The sequence below is a fragment of the Dakarella massiliensis genome (assembly GCF_001182045.1).
Classification (GTDB): domain Bacteria; phylum Pseudomonadota; class Gammaproteobacteria; order Burkholderiales; family Burkholderiaceae_F; genus Mesosutterella; species Mesosutterella massiliensis.
Map to the genome: position 1 here is coordinate 166,591 of NZ_CVTY01000006.1, position 19,775 is coordinate 186,365.

At 57.6% G+C, this 19,775-nt stretch carries 18 protein-coding genes and 1 pseudogene; 6 read left to right on the forward strand and 13 right to left on the reverse strand.

From position 1 onward, the window contains the following. The first annotated feature begins 6 nt into the window (after positions 1–6). Positions 7–1,428 (forward strand): annotated as a pseudogene (locus BN1936_RS04670) (flavocytochrome c). Between the two features lie 291 nt (positions 1,429–1,719). Further along, positions 1,720–2,763: a porin gene (locus tag BN1936_RS04675; RefSeq protein ID WP_022443703.1), complete on the forward strand. Its 1,044-nt coding sequence runs from the start codon at positions 1,720–1,722 to the stop codon at positions 2,761–2,763. A gap of 166 nt (positions 2,764–2,929) precedes the next feature. On the opposite strand, the gene BN1936_RS04680 is transcribed toward BN1936_RS04675, so the two are convergent. Next, the gene (locus BN1936_RS04680; protein WP_022443702.1) at positions 2,930–3,133 is read right to left on the reverse strand and encodes a hypothetical protein; all 204 of its coding nucleotides are present in this window, start codon (positions 3,131–3,133) and stop codon (positions 2,930–2,932) included. 273 nt (positions 3,134–3,406) lie between these two features. On the opposite strand from BN1936_RS04680, the gene BN1936_RS04685 reads away from it, so the two are divergent. Beyond that, entirely contained in the window at positions 3,407–4,387 is a 981-nt protein-coding gene (locus tag BN1936_RS04685; RefSeq protein WP_049686765.1) for an alpha/beta hydrolase, read from the forward strand. Between the two features lie 118 nt (positions 4,388–4,505). Here the strand turns inward: BN1936_RS04685 and BN1936_RS04690 are convergent, their stop codons facing one another. From BN1936_RS04690 to BN1936_RS04700, 3 genes are all read right to left on the reverse strand, one after another. After that, complete coding sequence (locus BN1936_RS04690) at positions 4,506–5,426, reverse strand: metallophosphoesterase family protein (protein WP_049686766.1); 921 nt, start codon at positions 5,424–5,426, stop codon at positions 4,506–4,508. 264 nt (positions 5,427–5,690) lie between these two features. After that, entirely contained in the window at positions 5,691–6,506 is an 816-nt protein-coding gene (locus BN1936_RS04695) for a phosphatase PAP2 family protein (RefSeq protein ID WP_022444265.1), read from the reverse strand. A gap of 140 nt (positions 6,507–6,646) precedes the next feature. Then, entirely contained in the window at positions 6,647–7,546 is a 900-nt protein-coding gene (locus BN1936_RS04700) for a DMT family transporter (RefSeq protein ID WP_022444266.1), read from the reverse strand. Positions 7,547–7,886: 340 nt separating this feature from the next. Between BN1936_RS04700 and dcuC the strand changes: the two genes are divergently transcribed. Continuing rightward, positions 7,887–9,209 carry a C4-dicarboxylate transporter DcuC gene (gene dcuC / locus BN1936_RS04705; RefSeq protein ID WP_049686767.1) on the forward strand — a complete coding sequence of 441 codons (1,323 nt, stop codon included), beginning with the start codon at positions 7,887–7,889 and terminating at the stop codon, positions 9,207–9,209. A 138-nt stretch (positions 9,210–9,347) separates the two neighbouring features. On the opposite strand, the gene BN1936_RS04710 is transcribed toward dcuC, so the two are convergent. The 6 genes from BN1936_RS04710 to BN1936_RS04730 form a co-directional block, all read right to left on the reverse strand. Next, on the reverse strand, positions 9,348–10,025 hold the full coding sequence (locus BN1936_RS04710; RefSeq protein WP_053101812.1) for a YczE/YyaS/YitT family protein: 678 nt from the start codon (positions 10,023–10,025) through the stop codon (positions 9,348–9,350). Between the two features lie 225 nt (positions 10,026–10,250). Beyond that, on the reverse strand, positions 10,251–11,381 hold the full coding sequence (locus BN1936_RS04715) for an ABC transporter permease (protein ID WP_022444271.1): 1,131 nt from the start codon (positions 11,379–11,381) through the stop codon (positions 10,251–10,253). A 6-nt stretch (positions 11,382–11,387) separates the two neighbouring features. Continuing rightward, a complete protein-coding gene (locus tag BN1936_RS04720; RefSeq protein WP_022444272.1) occupies positions 11,388–12,533 on the reverse strand; it encodes an ABC transporter permease in 1,146 nt (381 codons plus the stop codon). Next, the gene (locus tag BN1936_RS11805; RefSeq protein ID WP_267900957.1) at positions 12,530–14,011 is read right to left on the reverse strand and encodes an ATP-binding cassette domain-containing protein; all 1,482 of its coding nucleotides are present in this window, start codon (positions 14,009–14,011) and stop codon (positions 12,530–12,532) included. Before BN1936_RS11805 ends, BN1936_RS04720 begins: the two co-directional genes overlap by 4 nt. Continuing rightward, a complete protein-coding gene (locus tag BN1936_RS11810) occupies positions 13,986–14,279 on the reverse strand; it encodes an ATP-binding cassette domain-containing protein (RefSeq protein ID WP_267900958.1) in 294 nt (97 codons plus the stop codon). The genes BN1936_RS11805 and BN1936_RS11810 overlap by 26 nt, the downstream gene beginning before the upstream one ends. Before the next feature lie 16 nt (positions 14,280–14,295). Then, positions 14,296–15,384 (reverse strand): HlyD family efflux transporter periplasmic adaptor subunit, encoded by a 1,089-nt coding sequence (locus BN1936_RS04730; protein WP_022444274.1) that lies wholly within the window; start codon positions 15,382–15,384, stop codon positions 14,296–14,298. A gap of 116 nt (positions 15,385–15,500) precedes the next feature. On the opposite strand from BN1936_RS04730, the gene BN1936_RS04735 reads away from it, so the two are divergent. Then, entirely contained in the window at positions 15,501–16,226 is a 726-nt protein-coding gene (locus BN1936_RS04735; protein ID WP_022444275.1) for a TetR/AcrR family transcriptional regulator, read from the forward strand. A 148-nt stretch (positions 16,227–16,374) separates the two neighbouring features. After that, positions 16,375–16,575, forward strand: coding sequence for a hypothetical protein (locus tag BN1936_RS04740; protein ID WP_022444276.1), 201 nt, complete (start codon positions 16,375–16,377; stop codon positions 16,573–16,575). Positions 16,576–16,592: 17 nt separating this feature from the next. Here the strand turns inward: BN1936_RS04740 and BN1936_RS04745 are convergent, their stop codons facing one another. The 3 genes from BN1936_RS04745 to BN1936_RS04755 all read right to left on the reverse strand — a co-directional run bounded on the left by BN1936_RS04745 (position 16,593) and on the right by BN1936_RS04755 (position 19,604). Further along, the gene (locus tag BN1936_RS04745; RefSeq protein WP_022444277.1) at positions 16,593–17,279 is read right to left on the reverse strand and encodes a Crp/Fnr family transcriptional regulator; all 687 of its coding nucleotides are present in this window, start codon (positions 17,277–17,279) and stop codon (positions 16,593–16,595) included. A gap of 31 nt (positions 17,280–17,310) precedes the next feature. Beyond that, positions 17,311–19,005, reverse strand: a complete 1,695-nt coding sequence (locus BN1936_RS04750; RefSeq protein ID WP_049686768.1) for a tetratricopeptide repeat protein — start codon at positions 19,003–19,005, stop codon at positions 17,311–17,313. Positions 19,006–19,223: 218 nt separating this feature from the next. Then, positions 19,224–19,604, reverse strand: coding sequence for a hypothetical protein (locus BN1936_RS04755; RefSeq protein WP_022444279.1), 381 nt, complete (start codon positions 19,602–19,604; stop codon positions 19,224–19,226). Positions 19,605–19,775 lie beyond the last annotated feature (171 nt).

Genomic DNA, 19,775 nt, shown 5'->3' on the forward strand with positions numbered 1-19,775 from the left:
GATCCGATGCCTGCGAAGTGGGACGAAGAGGTGGACGTGCTGATCGTCGGTTCCGGTTTCGCCGGGCTTGCGGCGGCCCTTGAAGCGAAGAAGAAGGGCGCGAACGTCGTCGTTCTCGAAAAGATGCGGACGCTTGGCGGCAACTCCATCATTAACGGGGGCATCATGGCGATTCCCGGTTCCCCGATGCAGAAGAAGAATGGGATCAAGGACACGCCGGAACTCCTCGCTGAAGACATGCTGCGTGAAGGTCAGGGACTTAATAACCCTGACAAAGTCCGCACTCTCGTCAATCTTGCTCTTCCTACCTGGCAGTGGACGCGGGATGAGCTGGGCGTTGAATGGAATATGGATCACCTCGTGCAGGAAGGCGGTCACTCCGTGCCCCGCTGCGCGATTACCGGGAACGGCTCCGGTTCCGCGATCGTGACGAAGTAGATCGCGAAATGCAAGGAGCTCGGAATCCCGCTCCGCACCCGTGTCTTCATGGAAACGATCATCCGGGACACCGATGGCCGCGTGAAGGGGCTTAAGGTCCGCGAGGGATACAAGTTCCGCGACAACAATTCCGGCCGCGTGAAGTACATCCGCGCGAAGAAAGGTGTCATTCTCTGCTACGGCGGTTTCGGCGCGGACGTCGCCTACCGTATGCATCAGGATCCGAAACTCACCGACAAGTTCCAGACCACGAATCAGCCGGGCGCTACAAGCGAAGGCTGGCGTGAGGCAAACCGCATCGGCTGCCAGATCATTCAGGCCGATTGGATTCAGTGCGGCCCCTGGAACAGTCCGGATGAGAAGGGCATGGGGATCGCGCTCTACTTCGCGCAGAGCGCGGCCGCAATGTTCGGGATTTGGGTGAACTGCGCGACCGGCAAGCGGTTCGTTGATGAGCTCGCGAACCGCAAGGTCCGGGCGGATGCCGTGATCAACGCGGCGAATAAGGGACAGCTCTGCATCGCGGTCGCGAATAAGGAAGGGATCGAGATGATGCAGCAGATCCACCACAACATCCTCGCGAAGCAGCTGGAGCGCGGCGTGGTGTACGAGTTCCCGCCCCTCAAAGCCATGGCCGAGAAATTCAATATTCCGGAAGCCGCGCTGCAGAAGACGGTCGATGAATACAACGCCGGTCTCAAAGCCGGTAAGGATCCGCTGAACCGCTACATCAACAAAGACTGCAAGCCGATGGTGAACGGTCCCTGGTACTGCTCGAAGCTATCGCCGAAGGTCCACCACTGCATGGGCGGGATCCTCACCGATATGAAGGGCCGCGCGCTTGACTGCACGAACGATAAGCCGATTCCCGGACTCTTCGCAGCCGGTGAAGCCACGGGCGGCGTGCACGGAGCCGTGCGTCTTGGCTCCTGCGCAGTGCTTGACTGCCTTGTCAACGGTCGCATCTGTGGCATGGAAGTGATGGGTTAATTCAAATCCATTTCCCCATACGGTGCGGGCTGCGGCCTTCACTCTCCTCAGAGCCGTGCCTGCACCGTATTTCTCTTCTCACTCGGGTTTCTCCATGAACGTCAGACAACTCTCTGTACTTCTAGCTGTATCCCTGACGACTGTTTCAAGCCTCGCCTCTGGGGCTCCGCACTATGCCGACAAGTTCGGGTGCACCAACAGCCGCCAGGGGAAAACGGCAAAGGAGAAAACTTCTGTGCTCAGTGCCTCTTGATTGATTTCACAGTCCCCTAATTTCAAGGAACCCGCATTATGAAAAAGACACTAATTGCTACTGCAGCATTACTGAGTCTTCAGGCTACAGCTGTTTCAGCCGCTAACGTCAATATCTATGGTGTCATCGAAGAAGGAATCCTGGTTCAGAAGGCGGATGGAGCTAATGCAACCACTGAACTGAAATCGGCGTTTGACCTTGGCTCCCGCGTTGGCCTCAAGGGATCGGAAGATCTCGGTAATGGTGTAAAAGTTGGTTTTATTCTTGAGTCCGGTTTTTCTCCTGACACTGGCGCCTATGCCAACGGAACCTCCGGCTTTACGCGTGAATCGCTACTCTACGTTCAGAGCGACACCTTCGGGCGGCTGGGGTTTGGTCGTACAGGAACGCTCGGATGCGGTCTCCAGAGCTTTAACATGCAGACGGGCTATGTATTCATGAACGGCTACGGTCTGATCGGCTGGGATCAGAACATGAATAATTTCCTGCGTGCCAATAATGTGATTGCCTATCAGACTCCGGTCAAGGCAGGTTTTGATGCTGGTCTAATGTACAGCAACGGTTTCACAGATGACTCAGGCAACGAATGGTCGGACAACCAACACTATTACGGCGCCGCATTGCGCTTCCGCAATGACAAGATTAAAACGAGTCTTATTCTGGAAGAAAAGAGCCAAGACAAGACCGTTAAGGGTTCCGAATCCAAGTATGTGGTCAACTACGGTATCGAATATGACTTGGGATCCTTTACGCCCATGTTCTCTTACCGCTATGTTTCCCAGAACGGCTCTCTCACGGGGCACAAGGTCGGTCTGAGCGCAAAGATTCCTGCTGGTCATGGTGCTTTCAAGGTTGCGGCCACCTATCTGTGGGGTCACGACGAATCGAAATCAGACGAAACGAAAGTCAACAGCTGGTCGGTGGGCGTCGCCTATGAGTACCCGCTCAGCAAGCGCACTGTTCTCAAACCTTTTATCGGCTATGCGAAGTCGGGTCAAGCTTGGAAGGATGATACCGTTCTCAACGTGGCTAACGTCCGCAATGCCTGGCAGGGCTACCTCGGCCTGCACCATTTCTTCTAGCGCCAGGCTGTCACAGATTTAGCATTACTCTCCTCTTTGCCGCCAGAAGTTTTTCTGGCGGCCTTTTCAGGATAGCCTGAATTTTTCTTGAAGGCGCTTGTAATTAAGGGAAAGGGAGATTAGGCGGATAAGAATTGGCAGCAAATGTGAAGCGGAGCGGATTTTGTTAGAAAATCCGCTCTGTTTCCTTGATAGTGATTGTCCGGCAAAAATCAGCCAGATATTTGTCCAGCATGTTTATAAAAACGCACCTCTCCGATGTACCCACGGCGACAACCAATCCTCCCATCTCGGAGATATCCTCTGCGCCGCAGCTCTCAGCGGTGCTATTAAATCCATCAAAGAAGTTAGAAATATTGGTAAAATGCATTAAAGGACTTCTCTGATATTTTTTGTGTTTTTATCGACTTCAAATTATATCAGGCAAAGCCCTTTTTTCTTTTTATAAGCCAATACTTAGCTCAATAACGCCCCTGTCAGCGGATCGTTTCATGAAGAATTCAGGCTAAGAAAAGGGATAGCCGCCGCCTGATGCAAAGCGATGAGGCGGCCCCTCCCTTTCATTCCCTCTCAGTTTAGACACCCGGAACACTGGAGGTTCCTCGCCGAACCCCGATTCCGGCGCGTTCAGGAGATCAAGATCATGTCGAAGAAAAAGAAGCAGAAAGAGAAGCAACAGAAGAAGAGCTATCGGGAGCAGAAGCTTCCGGGCTGGATGGAAGACGCTGAGGTCCTGGATATTCACCGCAAGGCTCCGATGATCCGCACGATCTCCGAAGTGGTGTATTCGCAGATCATTGGGAAGCGCGAGGCGCGTCAGCTCCGGATGACGGTTCTGATTCCGGACACCGGTGCCGCGAAGCCAGCGGTGCTCTTCTTCCCGGGCGGCGGCTGGCTTGGCGCCGCTAAGGACCGCTTCGCCGAAAACCGCTGGGCGCTTGCTGAAGCCGGTTTCGTCGTCGCGACGGCTGAGTACCGCACGATCCCGGCCGGGTTCCCGGCCCAGGTGGTGGATGGAAAGACCGCGCTTCGGTTCCTCCGAGCCCACGCTGCCGATTTTGAAATCGACACCGACCGCATTGGCGTGATGGGAAATTCGGCGGGCGGCTGGCTCGCAGAAATGGTGGCGCTTTCCACCCATACCCGCGAGTGGACGTCCAACGAATGGGGGGATGAATCTGAAGCCGTCAGCGCCTGCTGCGCCCTGCACCCGGTCTCTAACCTCATTGGTATCGGCGAGGGGCTCGACCCCGACGCCGTCGCGGCGCACGACTCTGAGTCTTCCCCTGAGGCGCTTCTCGTGAACGGCGTGTCGTTTACCGGCCGCGGTGACGGCCCGATCGTCTCGGTCCCCGAGAAAGCGGAAGCCGCGAGCCCTGCGGGTCTCCTCATCCATAAGCCCGCGGACGTCAAGGCGCCTCCGTTCCTTCTCATCCACGGCACCGCGGACCGCATGGTGTCCCCCGCCCAGAGCGCCCATATGGCGGAGCTCCTGAAGGAAGCGCATGTGCCCTTCCGCTACTACCTCCTTGAGGGCATTGATCACTCGTCCGACCCCGCCTGGTATCAGGAACCGATCTGCTACCTCATCGTGAAGTTCTTCGAGAAGAAGCTCGGAGACTGATCGGAACGCTGCCGGTCAGAAAAGCCTGCAGATACACGAACGCCTTCCGGTGATGATCCATCGGAAGGCGTTTTGTTTGGATCCGCTCCGGGACACCCGGAGCGCGACCAAGCCGCTATCAGAGACCGCCCGCGGCTTCGGGCTTCTCGGCCGGAGTTTCCGGGGCTTCAGGCGTTTCGGCTGCCAAGGCTGCTTCCGGCACCGCTTCCGCCTCAGCTTCGGCGGCCGCCGCCTCGGCTTCGAGCCGCTCCATATATTCCTTCTCTACCCGGGCGAGGCGCTTCTTGCTGTAGCCCTTCCCGCGGAGGCATCCCTCATACGGGGTCATATTGAGCATATGGAAGTTGATCCGGCTGCGGGGCACCGTGAACTCCGCCGTCTGATGCCAGTGACCGAAGTACCAGTCGCGGACCCGCGGCAGACGCTCGAAGAGGAGCTGCAGGCTGTCCTCGGACACCGTCCCGAGGAGCCAGTCCCGCTGCAGCTGGCACGCCTTGCAGACCGCGTCTATCCCAACGGACGGCACCGTGTGCGTCACCATGACATCGATTTTGTCGAGGTCGACCGTCTTCATGATCGCTTTCACTTCGGTTTCGGAGAGGAGCTCCTCTGGGAACCAGGTCTTCCCGGGCTCACGGAATTCCTTATCGATCGAGAGCGCGCCGCCCACAAAGAGGTAGCGTTTGCCATTCAGCTTCAGAGAGCTCCCGCGCGGCATGAAGTAGAGACGTTTACGGATCCGGATCGGCTTATCGCTTCCGTGCTCCGCGACGAGCTCGCGAAGCAGCTTATGGTTCTCATGATTGCCGTCGCAGAAGTAGACCTTCGTGTGATCATTCACGAGGGAATCAAAGAAGTACCCGGTTTCGTCCCCTGTCTCGCTGAAGTCGCTCTTCTTCCAGTAGCCGAAATCCCCGACCACGATCGCCACGTCGGGCTTCAGTTCCTTCAGCGCGTAATTCATAAAGGCGAATTCGGCGTGCGTATCACCGACAAAAAGCACCTTCTTCTTTTTCTTGGAATCCTTTTTTTCCGCCATCGGTCTCTCTCCTGTGCGTCAAACACTGACTTATAAAAGCGCAGGAAGAGGCTTTTCCCCTTTCCGACGCCATATGAAATCATACGAAGTTCAGAGAATCTGTGTGGTTTTTTTTCGTCTAAAAATTGGAAAACAGCCTTTCCTGTTCACGGCAAATCCTGATTTCCATAGGATTTCGGCGGAATTCAGGTAAAAGAAAAGACCGGAAAATCCGTGTTACCGAATTTGTCCGGCCTGATCTGACGCGATCTGAGAGTTTACGTATCAGCGGTTCTCGCGGTCCTCAATCCGGACCGGAGCCACGGCTTCCCGAAGCATCGGACCGCCGGACGAACCGCTGTCAGAGGCGTGGCTCTTCACGATGAACTGCTGCCAGATCTCTTTCGAGAAGAAGACGCAGTAGAGCAGCGCGCAGGTAAGCCAGTCAAAGAGCGCGGTGGCGAGCGTATGCGACATGAAGTGTTCACCCCGCATCACCTGAATCACGCTGCAGACGATACCGAACACCCAGGTGAAGATGAGGCTCCCGCGGGCGAGACGCGGGCGTACATCCCGGAACGCGAAGTACATCGCGAAGCAGCAGAACGCGGTGCCGGTGAAACCAGAGGGCCAGCAGTGACCCGGGTTCTTGTGGAAGGAGAGTACGGGGCTGAGCAGCGGCGCGTTCCCGCTGAACACTTCCACCGCGTACGGGCAGTAGACCCCCGTCGTGTCCTTCAGGAACTTCACGAGGAACACGGACGCGAGCATTCCGAGAATCAGGTAAAGCGCGCGGCGGTTACCGACTTCGCCGAGCTTATAGGGCGGCACCTTGTTCCGAAGATTCTGAATGATCACGAAGAGCGCGGAGAACCCGATAAAGAACGGCACGATGCGGAACAGACGGTGAATCCACACCATCACCGGAATACGGTTCAGCGCGAACTTCGTCCCGTTATAGAACGGCTCGGAAAGCGCGATATCAAGCGCGTGCGGGGGGTAAAGCGTGATGTAAGCGAGGATAAGGCCCGGAATGAGGAACCACTTCACGAGGGTCCACGCGGTAATCGGGGCAAGCTGAATCTTCTGAGTCTGAGGCATAAGGCTATGCGGTTCTCCGAATGACGCGAAATTGCAAAATGCAGAATTTTAAAAGAATAACGCATCGAAAAGTCAAAATGCCGTGAAATTGCAACAGAATTTCACGGCATCCGGAGAGGTTCTCTTATTTCCAACCGGCCCTATTCTTTCTTCCGGTCCTGCAGCGCGAGAAGCACCATGTTGAGAATCACGCAGGCAGCGCCCGTGATCTCCCAGGCGTTGAAAGGCACGTGAAAGACGATCACGGTGAGCACCACCGCGGTGAGGGGCTCAAAGGACGAGAGGAGCCCCGTGACGGAGGCCGATACGTATTCCATACTTTTCAGAAGCGAATAGTAGGCAAGGACCGATGCCACGAGAACAATAAAGACGTAATTCCCGATCGCGGCCGGCGTCCAGTCGACATCCATATGGAAGGGCGGATGAACGATGAAGCCGAGAAGCCCTCCGAGCAGCAGCCCGCACCCGAGCACCGGGACCACGCCGATCCGGCCCGTGACTTTCTTCGGCTGCAGCGTACAGAACGCCTGGAACCCGGCTGAGATCAGCCCCCATACGACACCCGCCACCGTGAAGTTAAGCGACGTGAAGTCGCCGCGCGTCACAAGAAGTACGACGCCCGTCACCGCGAGCGCGAGGCAGACATACTCCGTCCCCGTGACGGGACGCTTCTCCCGCACCGCGAGCCAGAAAAGAATCATGAGCGGGACAAAACCCACCATGAGGCTCGCCGTGCCGGCGTTGGATTTCTCGATCGACACGAAAAACGTGAGCTGCAGAAGGAGAAGCCCGAGGCCAAAAACGAGAATCGCGCCGATATTCCGGAGGTTCCGGAAGATATCGCGGAAGAAATTCCGGCGGGTCGCGATCCCGTAAGCGAGAAGGAGGATCAGCCCCGCGCCGAAAAGTCGGATCGAGACAAGATCAAGCGGCGTGAAGCGGCAATAGGTAAAGAGGTACTGGGCCGCGATGCCGCCGGCACCGAATCCGATGCCGGAGAGGGCCGCGAGCCCGATACCGATAAGAGTTCTGGTCTGCATGAGGGGATAAGCGCAGTGCGTCGTTATTTTTTATACGTAAAAGTGATTCTCTCACAGTGTGACGGAACTGAAATCCGGTCCGGATCCTTTTTTATCCGCCTCGATCCTGCGGAAAAGCCCGATTTCAGTGTAAAGATGCCCGGTTCACCCCGATTGGAACAAGACAAAAAGCATTCACAGACCGGACAAATACTCCCCTCCTCTACACTAAGTATGCCTTTAGGGGGAGGAGAGAGCCTCCTGGAGCGCGTCAACAAAGGAGAGAGACTGCCTCGGGGCCGGAGTGATCCGCCCCGCGGATTGTCTCCCGCACCAATAAACACTTCGAGGAAACCGAATCATGATCTGGATTGGACTCGCGATCGTCCTGGCTACTTTCTGGCTGATTTACAAAAACTATGAGGCGCGTCTCGTTCTGACGCTCTCAGGCGTCCTGATGGCGCTGATCGGGCAGGTGGCGCTCGGGTCACCGACGACGGTCGGAGCCGCGGTTGACGCCTTCGTGAAGCAGCTCGTGAACGGCGGCCTTGTTCCGACGATTGTCACCGTGATGGGGTTCGGCGCCGTGATGACGTACACCAAGTGCTCTGACCACCTCGTGAACGCGCTGGTCCGCCCGCTGACCCACGTTCCGGCGATTGTGGTGCCGGGCGCGGCGATCATTACCTGGATTCTCAATATCGTGCTGCCATCCGCCGCCGGTGTCGCGGCCGCGGTCGGCGTCCTCCTCATTCCGGCTCTCATCGCGCTTAAGGTGCGCCCGGTGATGGCGGCGGCCGCCGTGTTCCTCGGCACCTGGGGTTCAGTCATCAGCCCGGGGCTGATGTTTAACCCGCAGATCGCGTCGATCGCCTATAAGGCGGGAGAAATTCCGACCGCCGACGCGATGATCGTGATCCTTCAGGAAGCGCTTCCCGCGGCGCTTGGGATTCTGATCGCGGCGCTCATTCTTGCCGCAATCTCCATGATGCTGAAGGAAGGGGTCGGCTCCGTGAAAGAAGAAACAGAAACGGACCGCGAGATGGAGAATTTCAAAATCAATCCCATCATGGCGCTGATCCCAGTGATTCCGCTCTTCCTTCTCGTGATTGCCTCGAAGCAGGTTGGCTGGCTTCCGACGAAGACGTTCTCGGTGCCGGTCTGCATGCTGATCGGCACCGCGCTTGGCATGGTGGTAGGTCTCGTTCATAAGCAGGACGTCGGTGAAACGTCGAAGCGCTTCTGCAAGGGCGCCGGGGATGGATTCAACAACGTCGTGATCCTGATCGCTGCGGCCGCTCTCTTCGCGGCCGGCATGAAGTCGATCGGTCTCACCGGCGCGCTCGTTGACGCGATGCGCGGGTCGCAGTCGGTTGCCATGATTTCGGCCGCCGTGGGCCCGTTCCTCATGGCTGTGGTCTCCGGTTCCGGGAACGCCGCGGCGCTCGCCTTTAACGAAGCGATCACGCCGCACGCCGCGGACTTTGGAATGACGATCGTGCAGCTTGGCGCGGTTGCTCAGATCGCGGCCGGTATCGGCCGCACGATGTCGCCTGTCGCGGGCGGCGTCATCATTCTCGCCGGCATCGCGGGCGTCAACCCGATGCAGGTCGTGAAACGCACAGCGCTCCCCTGCGTCGCCGCGGTGATTGTGACCACGATCGCGATGTTCACGCTCGTCTGAACCAACAGGAACCGGCTGGCCTTACGCCAGCGGTTCCTTCTGAAAGACCGAAAAAAAACCGCCTGGGGATTATTCCTTCAGGCGGTTTTCATTTGGCGCTCACCTCTCTATCAGGAGGCGAGGCTTGCTTTCAGGCTTTTAGGAAGCGGCGGCTTCGCTTGCGGCGTTCGCGGCTTCGCGTTCCGCTTTCTTTTCAGCGGCGATCGCTTCACGTTCCTTCAGTTCTTCCTTCTTCGGCATCGGCCAGAGCTTCAGGTAAAGCTTCGCGAAGATACCGACAAAGAGCGCGGAAACAAACGTGCCTTCACGGATACCGATGAGGCCGCCCGAGAAGATAAAGGCGACGAGGCAGGCCATCAGGACGAGCGTCCAGTCGTTAAACACCTTCACGGTGCCGAACGGCTTCCGGAAGAGGATCGACTCCGCGATCACAAGACCTTCACCCGGCTGCACGATCGTGCGGGAGTGAAGCTGCATCACGATGCCGAGCGCGAGAACCGTGTTCCCGGCGAAGCTGATCAGGAGGCGGAGCGGATAGGACTCCGGCATGATGCCGCCCGAGAGGCTCATCGTGAAATCGATGAAGGCGCTGAACACGAACACGACCGGGATCTGAAAGAACGTCGTGTAGTGGAACACGCCCTTGCGGCTGAGGATCACCCACTGCAGCGCGATGAAGATCAGGTTGATAAAGAAGGTCGTCGTACCGAAGGAGTACCCGGTGAGACCGGTGACCGCGTAAGGCAGCGAACTGATCGGGGTCGTCCCGAGATTCGTCTGAGTAATGATTGCAATGCCGCAGGCCGCGACAAACATCCCTGCCACCAGCAGGGTCCATCTCCACAAATATTCAAAGAACTTATCAGAATTCAAAACTTTTCTCCACATTTCGTGCGACACGAAGCGATGGGCGCAGCCCCCTTCGTTGCCGCAGGTCTGTCATTGTAGGAAAAGCAAGCAAACGTGAAAACCGACCCCCATCCCATACATAGACCATCCTGATCTATCGGACTACTACCATTGGTGGAGCCGGTTATCGATTTAATAGAGCTTATGACGGAATAGCCAGCCCGCTATAGGCAGGCAGACAGCGGCCATGAGCGTGAGCGGAATGAATTCCATCCAGATGTCGCCGAGCACCGCGCCTTCAAGGTACACGCGCTTCACGATCTCAAGCCCGAACCGCAGAGGATTGAGATACGTGAGGTATCGGACACCGACCGCCATGTTGGCGATCGGGGAAACGAAGCCCGAAAGCAGTACAAACGGCACGATGAGGAGGAAGGACCAGAGCATCGCCTGCTGCATATTCGTGCAGAGCGCGGAGATCGAGAGCCCGATACCGACCGCGGCGATGTTGAAGAAGAGGAGCCCGAGGTAGAGAAGACCGACGCTCCCCACGATATGAATCCCGAACCAGAACTGCACGATAAGGAAAATGAGCGTGCTCTGCGCGATGCCGATGATGATCGAGGGGACGGCCTTCCCGACGAGAATCTGAGGCGGCGTAAGCGGCGTCACGAGGAGCTGATCAAACGTTCCCCGCTCGCGCTCACGGGCAACCGAGAACGCCGCCATCATCATGGTCTGAAGAAGCGAGAGTGACGCGATCAGGGCGATCAGGATGTTCCAGCGGCTGTCGAGCGTCGGGTTGTACCAGGAGCGGGTGTCGACTGACACCGCGCTCTTCTGCCCCGTGATCGAGGCCCCATAGTTCGTCGCGATCGAACTGATATACGCGCCCGCGAGGCTCGCGGTCATCGAGTTACGGCCATCCAGAATCAGTTCAACCGGAGCGGTCTGGCCGGACGAGAGTTTCGTCGCGAAGTCTGACGGGATATTGATCGCCGCGACCACCTTCCCCGTCACCACCGCGTCCTCGATCTGGGACTGCGAAGTGAGTGTCATCGCGCGGATAAACATCCCGGTACTGTCGAGATGCGTGAGAAGCTCGGTCGACGCTTTGCAGTTACAGGAATCCATCACCGCGTACGGAACGTAGCGAAGGTCAAAGCTCGCGGCGTAACCGAAAAGGAACGCCTGGATGATCACCGGAGCGATCAGGATCGAGCGGCTCACCGGGTCCTTCATGAGGACGAGGAGCTCCTTCCGGATCAGGGCCCGGACCTGCGAGAACCAGATAATGAGTGAATTGAAGCGTTGGGTTTTCATGAGTCTTTACTCCACGCGCTTCCGAAGCGTCCAGGTGGTGAGGATAAGGAAGAGGATCGTGTAGCCAAGGAGGATCAGAACACCCTCACTCACCACCGAGGCGTCGTTTCCGGCAAGGAAGAGGAGTTTCGCCACCTTCATGAAGTGGGTCGCGGGGAAGATCTCGCAGATCGGCTGAATCCACCCCGGCATATTCCGGAGGTCAAACACGAACCCCGAGAACATCACGGCCGGCATGAAGCTCACAAGCAGCGCCATCTGGCTCGCGAGGAACTGATTCCGGGTGACGCCCGAGACGAGAAGCCCCATGAGGAGCGAGACGAGCAGGTAGAGGATCGATACGAGCACAATCAGCACGAGCGACCCGCGGATCGGCACCTTGAAGAGGAACCGCGCGGCGAGAAGGCAGATCGCGATATCGATGATCCCGATCACGAGATACGGCGCGACCTTCGCGAGCGCGATCTCAAAGGGCCGCACCGGGGTGACAAAGAGCGACTCAAAGGTGCCGCGCTCCCACTCGCGCGCGATCAGCATCGAGGCGAGGAACGTGCCAATGAGGGTCATGATCAGAACGATGATCCCGGGGACGAGGTACCAGGTACTGATCGCGTTCGGGTTGAACCAGATCCGCTGCACGACCGATATCCCGCCGCCCACGGTGATCCCCCCGCGGCGGGCCGCTTCCTTCGCGCCCCAGTTCGCGACGGCGCTCATCACGTAGCCCTGAATCGTCTTCGCGGTCTGCGCGTCAACGCCATTCAGAATGAGCTGAACGGTGGAGTCCCCAGCCGCGTACTGCTGCCCGAAATTCACCGGAATCCTGAGAATACCGAGCGCCTCCGACTGCTCCATCATCTCGACCGCCGCCGGATAGTCTTTCACGCGGACCGGGACGAGATACTTGCTCCCGCCGAGACTCTGCGCGAGGTCCCGCGCGGGGCCAGACGAATCCTCCACCACGACCGCGACCTTCGCGTTCTCGACGTCAAACGAGATGCCGTACCCGAACAAGAGAATCAGGATGATCGGGAGCAGGATCCCGATCGCGAGATTGCTCTTATCGCGCATCATCTGCCGGAATTCCTTCTGGAGCAGCGCGAAGTACCGGGTGAAGAACCCGGAGAGACCGGTTTCAGCCTTGTCCGTCATCTCGTATCCCCCCGCTTTTCACGCGAATTTTCCACGATCGCGATAAAGGCGCTGTTCATATCGACGCAGTCTTCGCCCCCGAGCTTCCGGACTTCGGCCGGGGTGCCCAGCGCGAGCATCTCGCCCTTATCCTGAATCGCGATTCGGTCGCAGTACTCCGCTTCCTCCATAAAGTGCGTGGTCACGATCATCGTGCGCCCCTGGCTCGCGAGCTGCGTGATGATGCGCCAGAAGGCTCGGCGCGCGAGGGGATCGAGGCCGGAGGTCGGTTCATCGAGAAACAGAATCGCCGGCTCATGAATCATGGCGGCCGCGATCGCGAGACGCCGCTGCATGCCGGCAGGCACTTTCCCCGCGATGTCATCTTCGTTCAGATGAAATTCCCGGGTCACGTGCTCAATCCGCTCCTCGAGATGCTTTCCGCGAAGTCCATAGGCGCCGCCGAAAAACTCCAGGTTCTCCCGGACGGAGAGATTCCGGTAAAGCGAAAACTTCTGCGCGACGTACCCCACGTGGCCGCGGGCTTCGGCGCGCGCCGTGCGGAGATTCAGCCCATCCACCTGCACGAGACCGCTCGTCGCGGGGAGAAGCCCGCAGAGAATCCGGAAGGTCACCGTTTTCCCGGCCCCATTAGGTCCGAGGAGGCCAAAAATTTCCCCCGGTTTCACCGAGAACGACGTGCTTTTCACAGCGGTGAAGTCTCCGAACTTCCGGACGAGATCCTTCACGATAATGACCGGCGCGACGTCGCCGTCAGACGCCCGATGGCTCTCAATCGGAGCCGGGTTGGGGAGGCGGGGATCCTCGCCCTTCACGATCTCCCGCATGAAGGTGTCTTCAAATTCCGGGGGTCTCGGACGGAGATTCGTGCGGGGAGCGACCGCGTCGAGCTGCGCCTGCGTTACGCCCTCTTTCGCGATGATGCGGATGTCACCGCCCTGCGGCACGGCGTCCGTCGTGAGATCCAGCCTGTCATAGAGCGCGGTCTGCAGGAACCGGGGCGCTTCACCGTGCTCCGGCGTCGCGAAATACGTGAGTCCCGCGGACTCAAGCGTCATTTCTTTCGGCTTCCCCTCGCGGATCAGCTTTTCGCCGTGAAGGAGGAAGACGTAATCCGAATTCTCCGCCTCATCCATGTAGCTCGTGGCCCAGAGGACCGATATCCGCTGCCGGAAAACGAGTTTCGAGACAATTTCCCAGAGGTCGCGGCGTGACAGGGGGTCGACACCGACAGAGGGCTCATCGAGAAGCAGGAGATCGGGAGTCCGCACAAGCGAACAGATAAGCCCCAGCTTCTGCTTCATGCCGCCTGAGAGTTTCCCGGCCGGACGGTCGAGGTACCGCGCGAGATCCGCCATCGCGAGAAGCTCCGGGTAACGCTCTTTCCGCTTCGCCTCAGGCACCCCATGGAGATCGGCGTAGAGGTCGAGGTTTTCGCTGACTGACAGATCCTCATAGAGTCCGAACGCCTGCGGCATGTAGCTGATCCGATCCTGCACCGCCTGGGAGTCCGTCGCCGGGTTGATGCCGAGGACAGAGAGCTCCCCCCGAATCCGCCTTCATGAGCCCCGTGATGTGGCGCATGAAGGTCGTCTTCCCCGCGCCGTCAACGCCGACAAGCGACACGATGACGTTGGGTGGCATGGAGAGCGTCAGGTCGGAGAGCGCTTCAATGTGCTCCCCATCCGCCCCCACGAAAGACTTCGTGAGGCCGCACGCCGTGACGACAGGGGTGAAATCAGCCATAAAGGGCACCCTTCTCTCAATTCGCCGCGGGAGCGGCGGACGGAGGCGTATCCGGCACCTGAGACACCGCGGCCGCGGTGGAAGCGGGGATCTCAGCGCCCTTGCTGTTCAGATTGATTTTCACGGTCGCCGGCTGCCCGAGACGCAGATCCCCCTTCGGATCCTTCACGATCACTCGAACTTCGTAGACGAGGCTCGAGCGGAGATCCGGGGTTTCAACAGTCTTCGGCGTGAATTCGGAGACGGACGAGATATAGCCCACCGTTCCCTCAATCGGGGTGTTCGGGTGAGTATCCGTCACGACGCTTGCCGTCATCCCGGGTTTCACGTTCCCGAGATCCTTTTCATTCACATAGACGCGGACCCACTTGGGAGAGGTGAGCGCGAGCGTATAAACCGGTTTCGCGGCGGACGCCATGTCGCCCGGCTGAAGGAGGCGGGAGCGAACAATCGCGGCGTCAGGCGACTTCAGGGTTCCAAGCGAAATTTCGTGATTCAGAAGCTCGAGGTTCGCCTTAGCGGCGGCGAGCGACGACTCGGCGCTCCGGATATCCTCAACGCGGGGACCGATCTTCATCAGTTCGTACGCTTTCTGCGCGTTCACGAGGTTCTGCGACGCGACCCGCTCCGCGCTCTTCGCGGCGTCGTAATTCTGAGTGCTGATCGCGTGACCGCCCGGCGCGTTCCACAGGTTATTGGCGCGCTCGAGATCCTGCTTCGCCTTCGTGAGCTGCGCTTCGTAAGCGAGCATCTGGCTCCGGGCCTCAGCGATTTCCTGCGGACGGTTTCCGCGCTTCAGTTTGAGAAGCGTCTGTTCCTGAACCCCAATCTGGGCGGCTGCCTGCTTCGCCTGCAGTTCCAGCGTCCGGGTATCGAGCTTCGCGAGCACCTGTCCGGGTTCCACCACCTGCCCCTCATCCACATTCATTTCACTGATGCGGCCGCTCGCGTCAAAAGCGAGTGACACCTGACGGATATCGACGTTGCCGTAGAGGGTAAGTTCTGTCGGCGCGGTTACCTGGTGCCCCCGGTACCACGCATAGCCTCCCGCTGCCGCCGCGGCCACCAGGATCACAGCTCCTATCGCAATCAAACGTTTTTTCATACTGCCCCCCTTCGCGGCAGATGCAGGAAAGCTATACAAATTAAATTTAAATTCAAATTAAAGTATAATCAATTCCACAGAGAATAAAAGACACGGAAATTACGAAGGTAGACGCGATGCCAAAGGACTCGATTCGAAAGACCCGATCGGATGGTGACAAAACTAAGGAACGGATTCTGAAGGCCGCTCTCGCACTCTTCGCGAAACACGGTTTTGCGGAGACGGAAAATAAGGAAATCGCCAAAAAAGCGAAGGTCGATATCGCGTCGATCAACTATCACTTCGGAAGCCGCAAGGGACTGTTTGAAGCGGTCCTGATCCGGGCTCATCAGAACCTCGTGAGTCTCGAGGCGCTGGAAGCCATTCAGCGCTCTGACATGACGCCAGAAGAAAAGCTTCACGGGGTGTTCAATCTCATCACAGGCGCCGCGCGCCGCGGTGAACGGGCGTCGCTTCAGGTGATTTCGCGGAGCGTCATCGCGCCAGGGGCAGCGCTTGAAACGCTGTTTAAGGAAGAGGCTCGTCCGAAGCTTCACGTGATCCTGCAGATCGTGTCTGAAATCACCGGCTTTCCCGTCGGCGATCCCCGCCTCATCCACTGCATCGCGTCCGCGATCGCGCCGGCATTCCTCTTTTTTGTGTTCGGCTCCCGGTTCCCAGGACCCTTCGGAGCGCTCACCAAAATGCCGCAGTCGGATCTTGATGACCAGCTCACGGTGTTCGCGCTCGGCGGTCTCCGCGCGACTGCCGCCGCGGCCGCTGCCAAAGCGACAGATGAAAAAGAAAAGGCAGCGCTTCCCGCCGGTTCCTTCAAGGCTCCGGATACGGCAAACGTTGCCTGAGATTCAATCGAGCTGAATCAGACAGACCGAAACGCCTCTTCACGCTGTATAAGCGCGAAATTGAGTTCAGGAGCTCCTGTTGATGCACAAAATCATCGATCGTAATCGATGATTGAAGAAAAACAGACACGATCATCGACTGTAGTCGATGGTTTTACTCCGCGGCGGCCTTCAGCCGGGGCAGATCCTCTCAGGCGGAGCTTACATCCGGGTAACTCTCGGACGTCACAGCATTCCTTTTCGGATTATTTACCGCGACGCTGCCGCTGCCAAAGCGACGGATGAAAAAGAAAAGGCAGCGCTGCCTGCCGGTTCCTTCAAGGTTCCGGATACGGCAAACGCTGCCTGAGATTTAATCGAAATGAATCAGATACCCTCGTCCCCGAGGACCTGGTTCAGCTTATTGCTGAAGAAATACATTCCGTCGTGTGTCACCACGATCCCCTCTTCCACCCACTTCGCGAGAATCCGGCTCACGACCGCGCGGTCACTGTGAACGAGACGCGCGAGCTCCGTGACAGTGATCGTTTTGGGAAGGCACTTGGGGAGCGCCGTGAGCGGCATATTAAGCGCCTGAAAGAGCACCTTCACCATGAGCGCGACCCGCTGCGGCACCGTGAGGAGGTCATTCATCAGAAGCCCCTCAATCTTCGCGTCGTCATGCCGAATGAAGCTCTTCAGCGCCGCGATGCAGAGAATGGGATCAAGCTCCAGCTCCCGCTTAAACTGCGCCGCGTCCATCACGAGAACCTTCGTGGGGAGAAGCGCCCGGGCGATCAGAGGCTTGATCGCGTGCTTCCCTTTGATCGACTTCTCCGCTCCCACTGAAGTTCCCGGAGGGAAAAGCACAATGAGGCGCTCATACTTCCCGACGCCGCCCGCGAATGTCCCCACCAGTCCCTCTTCCACCATATAGGCTGTCGGTTCCTCACCGAAGTTCACCACCGTTCTGGAGCGGACAAAGGCCGGCCTCCCCTTCTCACGGAAGAGTGCGAGGAGTTCCGGGGCGTCCGGCGGGACGACCCAGGGACATTCAGCGTAGACGTGATCCATTCAAAACCTCTGCGGGCTAAAACCACAGGCTCTATTTGCCTGACAACTGAGCGAGACGCGTTTCTGCCATTTTATAGCCCATCTCCGCGGCTTCCCGATAAAGTTTCTTCGCATCCTTTACATTCACCCTGACTCCATAGGCGCCGGTAACGAAAATATCGCCGAGCGTCACGAGTGCCTTGGGATCCCCCGTTTCTCCTGCAAGCAAAAGAACCCCAAGGATAAATTCCAGTTGGTGCTCTTCCGCGTCATAGCCATGTTCAGGGAGAAGGCTAACAATGTCATCCACAGACTCATCCGCCTCAGCCAATCCGTAATAGCGGATTCTCCAGTCGAACGGTTCTTTATTAAGGCCCTTATCAAAGCAATCAAGAGAAAGCCTATAGGCAGCATTCGGAAGACCGTTCTCCGCCGCTTCACGGATAAGCTTTTCGCCTTTTCGTTCGTCCTTTTTCAGCTTTTGTCCATCAGAAAGCAACACCCCGTAGTAAAACCGTCCACGGTCTGACCCCTCATCAATCGCTTTCTGCAGCCACCGGAGCCCGGCTTCCAGGTTTTCCACGGTTCCAAATCCCATAGCGAGACACCAACCGAAAGATGCCGCACCATCCGGGCTTCCCATCATGGCTGCGTCTTCATAGAGCCGCACTGCCGTTTTGACGTCCTGAATAAAGCCCTTCTTTCCTGCGAGCAGCGTATCCGCGACTTGAAGTTTCTGCCTAATGCTTCCGTTTTCTCCTGCCTCTATGAGCAGCTGATTCGCTTTCTTAGGATCTCTCTTTCGTCCACAACCCTGTGCGTAGTAAAGAGCCAGAGCAGCCTTTGGAAGCGAGTCGCCACTTTCCGCCGCCAGCTCCGCAAGATCCGCGATGAGTTTCGCGTACTGCCTGAGACCTTCATCACAGAGCAACTGGCTCACGGTGATCAGTGTCACAGGATCCGCCCCGGTTTCTCTCAGATCCATCGCGAACTGAACCGCGCGGGAATAGTCCGACGCGTAATTATCGGATTCGCAGCCAATAAGGGCATTGGAGATCAATGGGATATAGGCCTTCACTGCGCCAAGCGACACCACGCGCTCATAAATCTTTCTCACCCGGCGCGCTTCCTTCGGAGTAACCGCGTCCAGATCCAGAATGTCAGCAAGCTTCATCACCGCGTCCGGGCAGTCCTTATCCGCGAGAGCCCGGACAAGTTTCTTCGCTTCTTTACGATTCTTTTTGACACCTGTCCCGTTCAGGTAGCAGTCCGCAAGACCCAGGATTCCTTCCGGGTTTCCCGTTTCAGCCGCTCTCTGAAACCAGGTAAACGCTTCAAATGGGGCCTCATAGAACGGATCCGAAAGATAGGCCTTCGCGACCTTGACCATGGCTTCAGCGTCGCCCGACTGAGCCTTTTCAAGATCTATCGGATCGTCAGGATTGAGTCTCCGCGGGGGTTCAACTTCCTCCGCAGGGATAAAACGCGCGAGGAGCCAGATCGCGGCGAGAATCCGCATCCCTGCTTTCGGAGACTCGCCCTCCCAGTCTTTCTCAAAGCAGTAGACAGGAATATCGATGCCTGTTTCGCCGAGAAGGGGTTCCTTCATGGTGACCACAAGCTTCCAGACATCCTCCCCGTAAAGCGTCACGAGTTCCGCGGAACGAATAACCGACCGGATAAAGTAGCAGCTCGCGTCTTTTTCAAGAAAATCATCAAGCCTTTTTCCTGCTTCCGATCTTCCCACGGCGGAAGAAAAGGCATTACGGTGTAATTTTCTTCATCCGTCAGATCCTCCGGAGCCGGTCCATCAGTGAGCACCGTGATGCTGTGAGCCCAGGCGGAAAGCGAAAAAGCCCGCGGTACCGGATCCTTAAACCGATCTTCAAAGACCCGGAGGCCGGGCATTGCGGCGGAAATCGAGAAATGTCCGCCTTCCGGCCGCATAAACACTTCACCGTCATACTAATTCCTGAACCGTCGGAAATTGCTTACGCGGAAGAATCCGCTGATCCCCGGCATTACGGGTGCGGTCTGTTCCGTCGTCATTCCCTGATTTTCAGGTCCGTGCGACGCGTAAAACGCCGGCCCTTCACGGCTGTCTCCAAGGAGGGTCACGCCCCAGCCGTATTTTTTGTCGGCATATTCAGGCAGTTCGTAGTGATGGCACTCAAAGGGATCAAACGCTTCCTTCACGCGGTCAAGAGTCAGTTCGTCTGCCCAGGCATGCGCGAAATTTCCAATGGCTTTCTTTCCGAAAAACGGCGTATTGAAACGCGCTTTCGCTTCGGGCGGCAGCGCCTGCCCCTGAGCCGCGGGATTTGTACGTGTGTAGTGTGATCTCATGATGTCGTTCTCCGTTACTCCAGCCTCTGAATAAAAGTGCGTCAGAGCCGCTTTTTAAAAGAGATTTCAGAGAAAAGCCCGAAAGCTTCCCCCTGCGGTTTCGTCATTGATCTTCGTATTTTGCGTTATCTAAATAAGGACTTTATTCCATGAAATATTTTGTTACAATTA

What these genes read in the sequence shown, in the direction of transcription:
- BN1936_RS04675 (WP_022443703.1), top strand. Translation starts at nt 1,720, where the DNA reads ATGAAAAAGACACTAATTGCTACTGCAGCATTACTGAGTCTTCAGGCT.
- BN1936_RS04680 (WP_022443702.1), bottom strand. Translation starts at nt 3,133, where the DNA reads ATGCATTTTACCAATATTTCTAACTTCTTTGATGGATTTAATAGCACC.
- BN1936_RS04685 (WP_049686765.1), top strand. Translation starts at nt 3,407, where the DNA reads ATGTCGAAGAAAAAGAAGCAGAAAGAGAAGCAACAGAAGAAGAGCTAT.
- BN1936_RS04690 (WP_049686766.1), bottom strand. Translation starts at nt 5,426, where the DNA reads ATGGCGGAAAAAAAGGATTCCAAGAAAAAGAAGAAGGTGCTTTTTGTC.
- BN1936_RS04695 (WP_022444265.1), bottom strand. Translation starts at nt 6,506, where the DNA reads ATGCCTCAGACTCAGAAGATTCAGCTTGCCCCGATTACCGCGTGGACC.
- BN1936_RS04700 (WP_022444266.1), bottom strand. Translation starts at nt 7,546, where the DNA reads ATGCAGACCAGAACTCTTATCGGTATCGGGCTCGCGGCCCTCTCCGGC.
- dcuC (WP_049686767.1), top strand. Translation starts at nt 7,887, where the DNA reads ATGATCTGGATTGGACTCGCGATCGTCCTGGCTACTTTCTGGCTGATT.
- BN1936_RS04710 (WP_053101812.1), bottom strand. Translation starts at nt 10,025, where the DNA reads ATGTTTGTCGCGGCCTGCGGCATTGCAATCATTACTCAGACGAATCTC.
- BN1936_RS04715 (WP_022444271.1), bottom strand. Translation starts at nt 11,381, where the DNA reads ATGAAAACCCAACGCTTCAATTCACTCATTATCTGGTTCTCGCAGGTC.
- BN1936_RS04720 (WP_022444272.1), bottom strand. Translation starts at nt 12,533, where the DNA reads ATGACGGACAAGGCTGAAACCGGTCTCTCCGGGTTCTTCACCCGGTAC.
- BN1936_RS11805 (WP_267900957.1), bottom strand. Translation starts at nt 14,011, where the DNA reads ATGCCGCAGGCGTTCGGACTCTATGAGGATCTGTCAGTCAGCGAAAAC.
- BN1936_RS11810 (WP_267900958.1), bottom strand. Translation starts at nt 14,279, where the DNA reads ATGGCTGATTTCACCCCTGTCGTCACGGCGTGCGGCCTCACGAAGTCT.
- BN1936_RS04730 (WP_022444274.1), bottom strand. Translation starts at nt 15,384, where the DNA reads ATGAAAAAACGTTTGATTGCGATAGGAGCTGTGATCCTGGTGGCCGCG.
- BN1936_RS04735 (WP_022444275.1), top strand. Translation starts at nt 15,501, where the DNA reads ATGCCAAAGGACTCGATTCGAAAGACCCGATCGGATGGTGACAAAACT.
- BN1936_RS04740 (WP_022444276.1), top strand. Translation starts at nt 16,375, where the DNA reads ATGGTTTTACTCCGCGGCGGCCTTCAGCCGGGGCAGATCCTCTCAGGC.
- BN1936_RS04745 (WP_022444277.1), bottom strand. Translation starts at nt 17,279, where the DNA reads ATGGATCACGTCTACGCTGAATGTCCCTGGGTCGTCCCGCCGGACGCC.
- BN1936_RS04755 (WP_022444279.1), bottom strand. Translation starts at nt 19,604, where the DNA reads ATGAGATCACACTACACACGTACAAATCCCGCGGCTCAGGGGCAGGCG.